Source organism: Parasphingorhabdus sp. W113 (genome assembly GCF_055693205.1).
Genome location: NZ_CM146328.1, coordinates 2,168,905 through 2,181,525, shown reverse-complemented (window position 1 = coordinate 2,181,525; position 12,621 = coordinate 2,168,905). Strand labels below are relative to the sequence as shown.

The following is a 12,621-nucleotide window of genomic DNA, read 5'->3' as shown; positions in this document are numbered from 1 at the left end:
GAGATGATAAACAGGGTGCAGTGCGTGATAATCACCGCAAATATGTAATCTTGCGTAACGGCGGGTCACGAAATTCCGGATTCTAAAGGATGTTGATGACTGCGCGCCCAATAACCGCGCGTTTTTCGAGAACGCGGAGCGCATCGGCTGCCCGTTCGAGGGGAAATTCGTGCGAAATCGAAGGGCGCATCACCCCTTGTTCGGCCAATTCAGCAAGCGCATTGCCGGTAGCGTCTGCGAGAACCGGATCCCGGCGGGCGCTTTCGCCTGCCCGCAGGCCGATCAGGCTATAGCCTTTGATCAGCGCGTGATTGGCCGGAAAGGACGGGATATCGCCGCTCGCAAAGCCGACGATCAAATAGCGGCCACCCCAGCTGATCGCACGCGTACCGGTGATTGCGAGATCACCCCCAACCGGATCGAACACCACGTCCACGCCTTTGCCACCAGTCAGTTTTTTGGCCTTGGCGGCAAGATCGGGATCGGACGGATCGAGACAATGATCGGCCCCCGCATCCGCAAGCGCAGACCGCTTTCGGTCCGTAGAGCCGGTTGCGATAACGGTCGCGCCTTTGTGCTTTGCCAGCTTGACGGCCGCCATGCCGACACCGCCGCTTGCACCCAGGATCAGAATTGTTTCTCCGGATTGCAGATCGGCCTTGTCGTGCAGGGCATGCCAGGCGGTGACCGCAGCTCCGTGCCAACAGGCGCCTTCGGCAAAGCTGAGCGCAGCGGGAAGGGCTTTTACCGCAGCCTCGGGAAGGATGATCTGCTCGGCAAAGCCGTTGCCCTTGCTCCCGCCCATGACGCGATCGCCTGGTGCGACATCGGTCACAGCGGCTCCTACTTCGGAAACCACACCCGCAACTTCGAGGCCCGGAACAAATGGCGGATCCGGGCGGAACTGATATTTTCCGTAGGTCATCAGCAAATCGGGGAAATTGAGGCCGGTCGCATGGACCGCAATCCGGACCTCCTGCGATTGCAAGGGGCGTGCGACTTGCGATTCAATGCGGATGGAATCCGGTCCGGTCAGGGCGGTACAAATAGCGGCGCGATAGGTTGTGCTCATGGGTGCAGAGCCGTCACGATGTCGCGGGTGAAGGCGGCAATATCAAACCGGCTATCACGCGTGTCATAGCCGCGCCGGACGATGACAATGCTGCGCGATGGAATGATGACGAGATATTGCCCGCGATTGCCGAACCCGGCAAATGTATCGGCAGGAACGCCTTCGGTCTGGTTCATCAGCCAGAAGGTCGCGCCATAGCCAAATTCGCGATCCGGTTGGGGCCCCGATGGTGCGCTGACATAGGCGCGCCAGTCTTCCGGTAACAGGCGCTCGCCCATCCATTCCCCGTTGTTCAGATACAGCATGCCCAAGCGACCCAGATCACGCGCCGTGGTCCAGACCTGGCTGGACAGGATATAATTGCCCTGCCAGTCGGTTTCCGCATAGGTTCGGGTCATTCCCAGTTTCTCAAAGAATTCCTGTGGGTCGAGGCGTCCCGAACGAGCCGCATGAACCGCCAGCAGGGTGTCATTATTGGCATAGCGAAACCGTTCTCCGGGCTTGTACAGCAGCGGCCATGCTGTAGCGCGCTCGGTGACGCTGGCGCCGCCCATATAGATTGGGTCGGTTCGGTTGCCGGCGGTATCGCTGGTAAGGCCGCTGGCCATGCGCATCAGATGATCCAGTGTAATCTGGGCGCGCGGGTCTCCATATTGCATCCATTGGAGAATCTTGGCCGGGCTGTTCACATCAGAAAAACCTTGCTGGACGCCATGCCCGATCAACGTGCCCGCGATGGATTTGGCAACCGACCAGGTCCGTTGCGCAGTGTGGAGATTGTGACCGGTCTTATAATGTTCGGCGACAATCTGATTGTTCTGGATGATCACCACGGCGCTTGTCCTGCTGCCGGTTCCATAGGTTTTCGCATTAAAGGCCTGGCGGGCGATGGGACCCACTTTTACGGACAGCCCGCTATCGGGCGCCAGGGCATTCTGATCACCCATTGGCCAAGGGCGATCATCGGCAAATGTCCGCGGCGTGAAGGGATTACCAGTCTGGGTTCCGTCCGAACCAATGGGCAGGCCCACACATCCATTTTTTTGGTGCCAGACTGCAATCCGGGGGAAGGCTGTGTCGTCATAGGTTACGCGGACTTGTCGTTTCTGATCATCGATGCTGGTTTCAAGCGTCGGAACAATCGCGGCAATGCGGTCATAAATTCCAGTCAATTCATCGGCTTCGATATCGGCTAGAGTTTTGCCACCATTCCACAGTCCCGAGCAGATAAACTGCGCCTTGTAACCCGCCGCGAGAGCGCGATCATAGGTCGCGCTCTCGTCTGTCGACTGGGCGGAAACGGCCGGTGACAAGAGAAGCAGAGATATCATGCTGATCTTGGCCAAGCGCAACAACGGGACCAGGGGCTGAAGAGTCATACGCTATGTTCTCCGTGATTCATGTGACTTTCGCATCGCGCAATTTGTTCCAATAGGCGAGACGTTCGCGCACTTTATGCTCGAAGCCGCGATCGACCGGTGCGTAGAAGCGGGATGCCTCCATTTCCTCTGGCCAATAATTGTCGCCGGAAAAGCCGTCACCCTGATCATGATCATAGCCATAGTCTTTGCCATAGCCGATATCCTTCATCAATTGGGTGGGTGCGTTGAGGATATTCTGTGGGGGCATGAGTGAACCGGTTTGTTTGGCTGATTTCCAGGCCGCCTTTTGGGCCTTGTAGGCAGCATTGGATTTGGGCGCCGTCGCGCAATAGAGACAGGCTTGCACGATCGCCAATTCGCCTTCCGGGCTGCCGAGAAAGTCATAGGCATCCTTGGCGGCGATCGCCTGGACCAGCGCTTGCGGGTCGGCAAGACCGATATCCTCGCTGGCAAAGCGCACGATCCGGCGCAGCACATAGAGCGGTTGTTCTCCAGCCACCAGCATCCGCGCCAGATAATAAAGCGCCGCATCGGGGTCTGACCCGCGCATTGATTTGTGCAACGCGGAAATAAGGTTGTAGTGGCCTTCACGGTCTTTGTCATAGACCGCCATCCGGCGATGGAGCAGTTTCGCCAGCGCAGCGGGGTCGAGAGGATCGGCAATATCGAGATTGAACAGGGTTTCCGCCTGATTGAGCAGAAACCGGCCGTCGCCATCCGCACTGGCGACGAGTCCATCGCGTGCGGCTTTGTCGATCGGGAGCTCTTGTCCTTCCAACCGTTCGGCTTTTTGCAGCAATTGCTCCAGCGCTTCGCCATCGAGGCGATTGAGGATCAGAACCTGGGCCCGGCTCAACAGTGCGGCGTTTAGTTCGAAAGACGGGTTCTCGGTGGTCGCGCCGACCAGTATGACCGTGCCCTTTTCTACATAGGGGAGAAAGCTATCCTGTTGAGACCGATTGAAGCGGTGGATCTCGTCGACGAAAAGCAAGGTCTTCTGCCCCGTTCGCTCGCGTATTTCGGCTTCGGCGAACAATTTCTTCAGCTCGGCCACACCCGAAAATACCGCTGAGATCGCTACGAAGTGCAGATCGGTCTCGTTGGCCAGCAGACGGGCGAGGCTGGTTTTGCCAGTGCCTGGTGGTCCCCAGAATATGATCGAGGACAGTTTTCCGGCATCGACCATGCGCTTGAGCGCGCCATCCTCGCCAACCAGCTGATCTTGTCCGACTATTTCAGCAAGGGTCGACGGCCGCAACCGTTCCGCCAACGGCGCCGTTTCGGCGCTATCGGTTTTGTCGGCTGCATCGGAGAGGAACAGGTCGTTCATGCGGATAGACTATGCCGTTTTTCCCCGCGAAAGCCAGCCGGTTTTGTGCCGCCATCTGGTCTTTTCAGTGAACGGGTTGCGCGGTTTTATCTTTTGAGGGCTTATCTTATGGATGCCTGTTCGATTGGTCCGTGGCCGGACTGGCGCTGCCGGATCAGGCGCAAGTAGGTTTCCGCTACGGTCTGGTTGATTTGATCCCAGCTAAACTCGTCGGCACGGGCTTCTCCCGCCGCGCCATGGGCTTTTCGCACATTGCTGTTCTCACAATAGAGCTGAAGCGCATCGGCAAAATCCCGGATCGCGCCGGGTGTCACAAGCCGTCCGGATTCCTTGTCTTTGACCAGGCTTTGACTGCCGGTCGCCTTGGCTGCAACCACCGGTAGCCCGCAGGCCATCGCTTCCAGCGTGACATTGCCGAACGTCTCGGTAACCGATGGATTGAAAAGCATGTCCATGCTCGCAACGCCGCGACCGAGATCGCTGCCTTGCTGAAATCCGGCGAAGACCGCGTCGGGCAGACGATCTTCAAACCATTGCAGGGCGGGGCCTTCGCCAATGACCAGCACCCGGTGCTTGACGCCGCGTCGCTTGAGTTCGTCGATTGTGTCGGCAAAGACGTCGAGCCCTTTTTCCATCACCAGTCGGCCCAGAAAGCCGATCACCATTTCATCCTGATCGATGCCCAGTGATTGCAACCATTGCGGATCGCGCCGCCAGGGATGGAAAATGGTCTTGTCGACGCCGCGGGACCAGATACCGACATCATAGCTCATCCGTTGATCGCGGAGGACCTGAGCCATGGATTCGGATGGAGCCACCAAAGCATCGCAGCGGCGATAGAGCCGGCGCAGGATCGCTTCGATCACCGGCTCGAGAAAAGCGAGGTTATAATAACGTGGATAGGTCTCGAAACGGGTGTGCACTGATGCGAGGACCGGAATATCCTGTTTCCGCGCCCAGCTTACCATTTTGTGCCCCACCGGATCGGGGCTGGAAATCTGCAGGATATTCGGCGCAAAGGCGGCGAGATCCTGTTTCGCTTTGGCAGAAATATGGGTCGGAAAGCGATATTCGCCGCGTCCGGGAAAGGCAAAAGACGGGACGCTGATCAGATCGCCGGTCGGTTCAAAGGCCGGTGTGTCGGTGGTCGGTGAATAGACGCGGACCGCCGCACCCTGTTTCAGGAGATAGCCTGCCAACCGGTTTAAAGCCTGATTGGCTCCATCGCGGACAAAATTATAATTCCCGCTATAGAGCGCGATCCGAAGGTCTCGAATTTCCATCGCCGCCTTCAAGCATAATCAAACAGAAATTGCCATTGTGAACTTCGCCGGTTAGCGTTTGCCGATGATTAGAACGACACTGGAAAGCCTGCTGATCGGCAAGTCGAAGCCCTTTGGTGATGATGGCGAGCCGAGCGCGATCGCCAAAGCGGCGGTGCAGGGCCGGATAAAGCTCGATCATGCGGGGCTTAGAGGCAACCAGGTTGCTGACAAAAACATCATGGTGGTCTCGACAAGGCCGTTCATCTCTATCCGCTGGAGCATTATCCCTACTGGCGCCATCGCTATCCCGGGAACGCGGTTCTGGCTTCAGCCGGGGCTTTCGGAGAGAATCTCAGTTGTCTGGGAATGACCGAAGACAAGCTTTGTCTGGGGGATGTTTTTCAGATTGGTGATGCGGTCATCGAATGCAGCCATGCCCGACAGCCTTGTTGGAAGCTCAACCATCGACTGGGGCACAAGGATGTCATGAAAACGGTCATTCAAACAGGCTATTCCGGCAGTTATTTCCGGGTGACGCATCCCGGAGCGATCGCGGCTGGTGACGCGATTGTCCAGATCGACCGCCCCCATCCGGAATGGCCGCTGAACAGGCTGTTCGCCTTGCTGATCGGGGGCCAGAATAAGGGCGAGGGGCGCGCCCTAGATATCTTGTCCGAATTGCCGGTTCTGGCATCGACCTGGCGGGATCGCGCCGCGAAACTGGCCGCTGGTCAGCGCGATTGAGCCGCTTTGTCCCCGGGGGTTTCGTCCGGCGGTAGCAAGCGCAATTTTGTCACGCGGCGATCATCCGCTTCGAGGATCTTGATCTGCCAGCCGCTGGGATGGTCGAGCAATTCACCTTCCTTGGGAATATGACCGGCAAGAACAAAGGAAAGCCCGCCAATCGTATCAACATCCTCGTCAATCTCTGCCAGTGCCGGGTCGATTTCTTCTCCGACATCGTCAAGCTCGGCACGCGCGTCGGCCTCCCAGATCCCGTTTGCCTGAGGGCTCAGCATCGGCACGGGTTCGTCATCATGCTCATCTTCTATTTCGCCGACAATTTCTTCGACCAGGTCTTCAATCGTGACGAGGCCTTCGGTGCCGTTATATTCGTCGAAAATAATCGCGAGATGGATCCGCGTTGCACGCATCTCCGCCAGCAGGTCCAATACGCCCATCGATTCCGGTACAAATCGCGGTTGTCGTAAAAAAGGCGTAATATCAGTGGGGTGTGGGCCCCCTTTGGCGACAATGGCGAAGATATCCTTGATATGGATCATGCCAATGATCGTGTCGAGATTGTCGCGATAGACCGGAATACGGCTATGGCCATGTTCGGAGAAAATTTCGACATATTCGCTGAACGGTGCATTTTCCTCGATCGCGATTATATCCGCGCGGGGAACGGCGACATCATCGACGCGGTGATCGCCAAAATGAAGCAGATTGCGGAGCATTTCGAGTTCGACCGGAGAAATATCTTCGGTCCCGCTCTTGTCGCTATCCGCATCCTGTTCATGTTCGTCTATGACTTCTTCGAGTTGCGCGCGCAGGGAACTATCTTCCGCTTCCCCGAACAGCATCGCTTTCAGGTTGCGCCATATTCGCCCCGGTTCTTCATCCTCTTCGCGGAACGGGTTGGACGATCGCCCACCATTGCCGCTGCCTATATTATTATCGTCTGCCATTGGTCTAACTTTGGTTTTCCATTTCTTATGTTACGTTGCGTAGGGATTAGCAATCCCTACAGCTTTCAGCGCATTGGTTTCGATTTGCTCCATCATCAGCGCGTCGCTCTCTGTCTCGTGATCATAGCCCAGCAAATGCAGCGTTCCATGGACCAGCAGATGGCTGGCATGGTCCGCCATGGCTATGCCTTTCTCGTCTGCTTCGGCCCGACAGACCTGATGGGCCATGATGATGTCACCCAGCAGCACTTCGCCATCGTCGCTGTGTGACAGGCTATTCAAAAGGTCCGCCGGTACCATCGGAAAGGACAGGACATTAGTCGGCTTGTCCTTGCTGCGATAGGCTGCATTCAATTGTTGCACTTCGTCATTGGTGCCCAGTTTTATGCTGATTTCCACGGTGAAATCGCCATCGGCAAGGGTGGCGTGCGAAGAGGACCGCACCGCAGCCGCAACTGCAGCTTCGGATAATGTCTGCCAATCTGTTGCGCTATCCCAAACCGGATCGCTGTGCACTTCAGTCTGCAGCATCTTTGCCTTCATAGGCTTCGACGATTTTTCCGACCAGAGGATGGCGCACGACATCGGCCGCACCGAATTTGACCATGCTCACCGTATCGACATCCCGCAGCTTATGGACCGCATCGGCGAGCCCGGACACGGCTTCGCCTGGCAAATCGACTTGTCTGGGGTCACCACAAATAACCATGCGGCTGTTCATGCCGAACCGGGTCAAAAACATTTTCATCTGCGCGGGCGTGGTATTCTGCGCTTCATCGAGAATGACGAAGGCATCGGCCAGCGTCCGGCCGCGCATGAAGGCAATCGGAGCGATCTCGATTTCACCGCTCTCAATGCGCCGTTCCACCTGTTCGGCGGGCAGCGTGTCATAAAGCGCATCATAAAGCGGGCGAAGAAAAGGGTCGACTTTTTCCTTCATGTCACCGGGCAGGAAGCCGATTTTCTCGCCTGCCTCAACCGCCGGTCGTGACAGGATCAAGCGATCCACCGTGCCGGTCACCAGCTGCGACACCGCTTGTGCGACCGCGAGATAGGTCTTGCCGGTTCCGGCCGGACCAAGGGCGAAAATCATGTCGTCGCGGGCGAGCGCTTCCATATATTCGGCCTGGCGGACAGATCGCGGGAAAATGGTTTTCTTGCGGGTCCGGATCATCACCTTGGGTGGTTCCGAAACATCCTTGTGATTGGGCTTGGCAGGGGCGGCTTTTCGCGCTGCTTTCGCTGCTCTGGGGTCAGCGGCCATGCCGATAATGGCTTCAACCGCACCCGCGTCAATTTCCTGGCCTTCTTCCAACCGATTATAGATTCCGGTCAAAACATCATGGGCATGGGTCGCGGCTTCCTCTTCGCCCTCGATTTTCAGCTTTGTCCCGCGGGCTGCGATATACACGCCAAGCCGGTTTTCGATGGCGACAATATTGCGATCATATTCGCCGAACAGATCGCCGAGAATCTGCGGGTCATCAAATTCAATATCCAGAGTGACCAGATTGGGGTTGTTTTCCACCGCTTTCTTTTTGGCCATCAGGCAGCTTCTCTTTGCATGATTTGACCCTGCAAGCTGTTGGGGCCGGCGCTTTCGATAGTCACTTCAACCATATCGCCAATGGCCAGATCCGGCGCGATTACGTGAACCGACTGCAGCCAGGGAGTCTTGCCCACCAGTTGCCCATCGAGCTTGCCTTGCCGTTCGAGCAATGCCGATGTCCGCCGCCCAACAGTTTGCTTGTTAAAATCCCATTGCTGCTCGTTGAGCAAAGCCTGCAGCCGTTGCAGGCGCTCGTTCATCAACTCGGGCGCAATCTGTTCTTCCATCATTGCAGCCGGAGTTCCCGGACGCGGCGAATATTTGAACGAATAGGCCTGCGCATATCGGGTGTTGCGAACAATTCCCAACGTGGCTTCAAAATCGGCGTCGGTTTCTCCCGGAAAACCGACAATAAAATCGCCTGATATCGCGATGTCAGGGCGCACCTCGCGCATTTTATCCATGATATCGAGATAGCTGCGTGCGCTGTGGGAGCGGTTCATTGCTTTCAACACCCGATCACTGCCCGACTGGACCGGCAGATGGAGATAGGGCATCAGCGTTGCGACATCGCCATGCGCCGCGATCAGGCCGTCGGTCATGTCATTGGGATGGCTTGTCATGTAGCGGATCTCGCTCGAGTCCGTTTAAGCGATCAAGGGCCCGGATCAAGCCATCAAGTCCCTGATCCTTGCCGGTTTTGTCGACACCCGTCCATGCGTTGACATTCTGACCGAGCAACGTGATTTCCTTGGCACCGCCGTCAATCAGCGCTTTTGCTTCATCAATCAGATCGGACCACGGACGCGAAATTTCGGCGCCCCGGGTGTAAGGCACAACGCAATAGGTACAAAATTTGTCACAGCCTTCCTGCACGGTCAGAAAAGCATTGGGCCGGGCCTGTTTCTTGCGCGCGGGTAGGGCATCGAATTTCGAAGCCGCTGGCATGTCGGTATCCAGCGCTTTCTTCCCGGTTTTGGCCTTGGCAATCAACTCCGGCAACCGGTGATAGGCCTGAGGCCCGACGACGATATCAACACTGGGGGCCCGGCGGGAAATTTCTTTGCCTTCCGCCTGCGCGACACAACCGGCAACCGCAATCATTGGGCTGTTGCCTTGTTTGTCCCGCAACCGTCCGATGTCGGAATAGACTTTCTCAGCCGCCTTTTCGCGAATATGGCAGGTGTTCAGCACCATCAGGTCCGCATCCTCGCCATCGGCTGCTCCGGTCATGCCCTGGTCGATCAGCATTTCAGACATGCGATCGCCATCATAGACATTCATCTGACAGCCAAAGGATTTGATCCGAAATGTCTTGGGATTCTCTTTGTTCATCCGCTCGCCTATACAACGGGCTTGCCGGACAAGGAAGCGGAAAGCGCGGTCGAAATGCGCCGCTCCGCTTCTGCGCAAATCGCCTTGCGATCCCCGTAGGCGGCGGGATCAAACGGTTCCAGAAAGTGCAAGGTGGCGGGTATCACACCCCATCTGGAAAACAGCCGCTTGGCATTCTCGACGGCCGGCTCGTCGCCCACCCATGCAATATCCCTGCTAACCCGACCGAAGTCGAGCAGCATGGGTTGCACCATGATCGGTTTCGGCGGCGGTGCCATGGCTTCGAACAGCGATGGCTTGAACGGCAGCAGGCTATGGCCGTCCGTCGTGGTGCCTTCGGGGAAGACCGTGATCGGGTATTTTTCTTCAATCGCTTCCCGGATAATCTCGATCTGGCCGCCGACGTTCATCCGATTGGTGCGGGACACAAAAATCGTCTTGTTGATCCGGCATAACCAACCGATGATCGGCCAGCTGGCAATGCCGTCCTGCGCTACAAATGTGCATCCTGTGACACCGGCAATGACCGGAATATCAAACCAGCTAATATGGTTTGATACATAAAATACGTCTTCTTTCAGACGGTTACCATTGGTCTTTATGGTCGCGCCGCAATTGGTTGCCACGAGCCAGAGGAAAAAGCGCGGCCAGGGCGAGGGCAGGCGAAAGAGGCGCCAGAGATAATGGAACGGCAGGCAGGCCAGCAAGCTGATGACAATGCCCGTTGCCCGAATGCCAATGAGTATCAGTCCAAAAAGCGAATGACGTTTCGCGGGTGCGTCAGCGTTTTCGGTCAGAGGATACGCCATAGAGTTCCATGCGATGATCGACGAGTCGATATCCGAGCTTCTCGGCAATTTGCTTCTGCAGCGCTTCCAATTCGGGATCGACAAATTCGATGACTTTGCCGGTCTCGACGTCGATCAAGTGATCATGATGCGCCTCCGGAACCGCTTCATAGCGGGCCCGGCCATCACCGAAATCATGCCGATCCAAAATGCCCGCTTCTTCAAAAAGGCGGACCGTTCGATAGACGGTTGCAATGGAAATCCGGGAATCCACCGCAGAGGCGCGTTCGTGCAGGGTTTCAACATCAGGATGATCGTCTGCATCAGAAATTACCCGTGCAATCACGCGCCGTTGGTCGGTGATTCGCAGGCCTTTTTCTGCGCAAAGTTTCTCGAGATCAATTTTGTCCGGCATCCGCTCCATTCCAATTCGTTCGGTCGACTCTATTATCGACGGGCCATAAAGCAAAGAGAAAATTGCCAATCCTCGACCGAAAAAGAAAGCAGGTCGGAACCCTATGCTTGCTCAGGTCTTTCTGGCCTTTTTCTTCTTACCCAAACCAATGGCTTTGGCCAGCTTGCGCCGCTGTTCAGCATAATTTGGGGCGACCATCGGGTAGGTGGTTGGTAAGCCCCATTTGGCGCGATATTCATCTGGCGACATTCCATAGCGAGTCATCAGATGCCGCTTGAGCATTTTCAGCTTCTTGCCATCCTCCAGACAAACAATATAGTCCGGCTTTATCGACGCCTTTATCGAGACAGCAGGATCCAATTTCATATCTGCATCGTTCGCACTCGACAAGCCCGACAAAGCGTCGTGGACGCTCTTGATAATGACCGGCAAATCGGAAACGGCAACACTGTTGTTGCTGACATGTGCCGCGACAATATCCGATGTGAGGGTGATCAATGTCTCTTTGAGAGCGACTTCTTCTTCTGTCATATGAACCTCATTGCGCGACCAAATATGGTTAACAAGCCTAATTGCGGCTTCTATTTGCACGAATATTGGCGCTTATCAACCGTCAACCAGAACATCGGTGGGAAGCTTCTCTGCTGGCGGTGCTAGAGCATTTTTCTATAGGTAATAGCGTCGAATTTTTCTTTGTTCTGTCCGGTATAATAGTCTCTGCGCTGACCGATTTTCTTGAATCCCATTTTTTGGTAGAGCAGCTGCGCCGGATTATTCTCCCGGACTTCAAGAAATACGGTCGTGATCCTGTCGTCAATCGCCTTGGCGATGAACCGGTTCAGCAAGGCGAGGCCAATGCCGCGATGCTGATAACGCGGATGCACGGCGATCATCAACAGCTCGGCTTCCCCCGCCATTTTCCGGCCGATCGCAAAGCCGCATGGCGTGTTGCCATAGTGCGCAACGATAAGTTCGGTGCCGGGAAGTGCCAGCATCGATCGGCATTGTCGTTCATTCCAGCTTTCGCCATATTCACTCGAAAAGGACGCCGCCATAACCGCCATGACCACCGGCAGCCCCTCGAGATCCCGCTCTTCGAGCAATATGCCATCATCCACTGGCTGAGCAGGAATATCGCAGTGTTTCTTTGCCATCCTTCAGCCTTGTTGTGACGGTTGCGCATCCGGGGGGCGACCATAGACCGGAGATGCATCAATAAAGGGTCGATGGGCAAATAATAGCATAGATTGTGCCGCATCTGGCAAGAGGGCGCGCGATGAAGCGTGCGATATACTGTCCGCAAGATCGGCCGCCGCTGTTCCGGCGAGATGGTCGGACATGCAATTTTGGCGCGCGGCTTCCGGGGGCAATGACTGGAGCGCATCGCGGGCGATTCCGTTGTCGTCAAAATTCTGGACGAAATATTCGCCGTGCCCGGCCGTCATCGCGACATAGATTGGTGCGGGATCCGCCATTTTGGCTAGGGCTTGCGCGGCTATCAGATGCAGGCATTGATAGCCAAGAACATCCGCATTCCAGACCAGAGCCAGAGCCTTGGCGGCGGACAGGCCAATTCTGACTCCGGTAAAACTGCCGGGGCCACAATTGACCAGAATTTTTCCGGCCGCCCCTTTGTCGGGCAAGCTGGCAATCATCGGGATCAATTTCTCGGCATGACCGCGACCAATTTCGGCAAAGCCGCTGTCAACCAGTCGACCATCTTCAAACAAGGCGACGGAGCAGGCAGTGGTGGCTGTATCGATAGCCAAGGTGCGATCGGAAAAGGACGGCATC

Annotated in this window: 14 protein-coding genes and 1 pseudogene; 2 read left to right on the top strand and 13 right to left on the bottom strand. The window is 56.2% G+C overall.

Features of this window, described 5'->3' with window-relative positions; translation table 11 throughout:
• Positions 1 to 82: 82 nt before the first annotated feature.
• The 4 genes from ACZ1GS_RS10510 to ACZ1GS_RS10495 form a co-directional block, all read right to left on the bottom strand.
• A complete protein-coding gene (locus ACZ1GS_RS10510; RefSeq protein WP_472695143.1) occupies positions 83 to 1,072 on the bottom strand; it encodes an NADPH:quinone oxidoreductase family protein in 990 nt (329 codons plus the stop codon).
• Positions 1,069 to 2,451 carry a serine hydrolase domain-containing protein gene (locus tag ACZ1GS_RS10505; RefSeq protein WP_472695142.1) on the bottom strand — a complete coding sequence of 461 codons (1,383 nt, stop codon included), beginning with the start codon at positions 2,449 to 2,451 and terminating at the stop codon, positions 1,069 to 1,071. The genes ACZ1GS_RS10510 and ACZ1GS_RS10505 overlap by 4 nt, the downstream gene beginning before the upstream one ends.
• A 19-nt stretch (positions 2,452 to 2,470) precedes the next feature.
• Entirely contained in the window at positions 2,471 to 3,784 is a 1,314-nt protein-coding gene (locus ACZ1GS_RS10500; protein ID WP_472695141.1) for a replication-associated recombination protein A, read from the bottom strand.
• 101 nt (positions 3,785 to 3,885) lie between these two features.
• On the bottom strand, positions 3,886 to 5,067 hold the full coding sequence (locus tag ACZ1GS_RS10495; RefSeq protein WP_472695140.1) for a glycosyltransferase family 4 protein: 1,182 nt from the start codon (positions 5,065 to 5,067) through the stop codon (positions 3,886 to 3,888).
• Positions 5,068 to 5,131: 64 nt separating this feature from the next.
• Between ACZ1GS_RS10495 and ACZ1GS_RS10490 the strand changes: the two genes are divergently transcribed.
• Together ACZ1GS_RS10490 and ACZ1GS_RS10485 are read left to right on the top strand one after the other, a co-directional pair.
• On the top strand, positions 5,132 to 5,419 hold the full coding sequence (locus tag ACZ1GS_RS10490; protein WP_472695139.1) for a hypothetical protein: 288 nt from the start codon (positions 5,132 to 5,134) through the stop codon (positions 5,417 to 5,419).
• A complete protein-coding gene (locus tag ACZ1GS_RS10485; protein WP_472698120.1) occupies positions 5,323 to 5,793 on the top strand; it encodes an MOSC domain-containing protein in 471 nt (156 codons plus the stop codon). Before ACZ1GS_RS10490 ends, ACZ1GS_RS10485 begins: the two co-directional genes overlap by 97 nt.
• Here ACZ1GS_RS10485 and ACZ1GS_RS10480 read toward each other — a convergent pair.
• The 9 genes and pseudogenes from ACZ1GS_RS10480 to tsaB all read right to left on the bottom strand — a co-directional run bounded on the left by ACZ1GS_RS10480 (position 5,781) and on the right by tsaB (position 12,620).
• Positions 5,781 to 6,740 carry a hemolysin family protein gene (locus ACZ1GS_RS10480; protein ID WP_472695138.1) on the bottom strand — a complete coding sequence of 320 codons (960 nt, stop codon included), beginning with the start codon at positions 6,738 to 6,740 and terminating at the stop codon, positions 5,781 to 5,783. The two genes, ACZ1GS_RS10485 and ACZ1GS_RS10480, sit on opposite strands and share 13 nt — an antisense overlap.
• A 30-nt stretch (positions 6,741 to 6,770) precedes the next feature.
• Positions 6,771 to 7,271, bottom strand: a complete 501-nt coding sequence (ybeY, locus tag ACZ1GS_RS10475; protein WP_472695137.1) for an rRNA maturation RNase YbeY — start codon at positions 7,269 to 7,271, stop codon at positions 6,771 to 6,773.
• Positions 7,258 to 8,286 (bottom strand): PhoH family protein, encoded by a 1,029-nt coding sequence (locus ACZ1GS_RS10470; protein ID WP_472695136.1) that lies wholly within the window; start codon positions 8,284 to 8,286, stop codon positions 7,258 to 7,260. The genes ybeY and ACZ1GS_RS10470 overlap by 14 nt, the downstream gene beginning before the upstream one ends.
• Positions 8,286 to 9,624: pseudogene (miaB, locus tag ACZ1GS_RS10465) on the bottom strand (tRNA (N6-isopentenyl adenosine(37)-C2)-methylthiotransferase MiaB). The gene ACZ1GS_RS10470 and the pseudogene miaB overlap by 1 nt, the downstream one beginning before the upstream one ends.
• Positions 9,625 to 9,632: 8 nt before the next feature.
• On the bottom strand, positions 9,633 to 10,433 hold the full coding sequence (locus ACZ1GS_RS10460; protein ID WP_472695135.1) for a lysophospholipid acyltransferase family protein: 801 nt from the start codon (positions 10,431 to 10,433) through the stop codon (positions 9,633 to 9,635).
• A complete protein-coding gene (locus tag ACZ1GS_RS10455; protein ID WP_472695134.1) occupies positions 10,405 to 10,827 on the bottom strand; it encodes a Fur family transcriptional regulator in 423 nt (140 codons plus the stop codon). The genes ACZ1GS_RS10460 and ACZ1GS_RS10455 overlap by 29 nt, the downstream gene beginning before the upstream one ends.
• Before the next feature lie 111 nt (positions 10,828 to 10,938).
• The gene (locus ACZ1GS_RS10450; protein ID WP_472698119.1) at positions 10,939 to 11,358 is read right to left on the bottom strand and encodes a Ros/MucR family transcriptional regulator; all 420 of its coding nucleotides are present in this window, start codon (positions 11,356 to 11,358) and stop codon (positions 10,939 to 10,941) included.
• 122 nt (positions 11,359 to 11,480) lie between these two features.
• On the bottom strand, positions 11,481 to 11,981 hold the full coding sequence (gene rimI, locus ACZ1GS_RS10445; protein ID WP_472695133.1) for a ribosomal protein S18-alanine N-acetyltransferase: 501 nt from the start codon (positions 11,979 to 11,981) through the stop codon (positions 11,481 to 11,483).
• 3 nt (positions 11,982 to 11,984) lie between these two features.
• Positions 11,985 to 12,620 carry a tRNA (adenosine(37)-N6)-threonylcarbamoyltransferase complex dimerization subunit type 1 TsaB gene (tsaB, locus tag ACZ1GS_RS10440; RefSeq protein ID WP_472695132.1) on the bottom strand — a complete coding sequence of 212 codons (636 nt, stop codon included), beginning with the start codon at positions 12,618 to 12,620 and terminating at the stop codon, positions 11,985 to 11,987.
• Position 12,621: the final 1 nt, after the last annotated feature.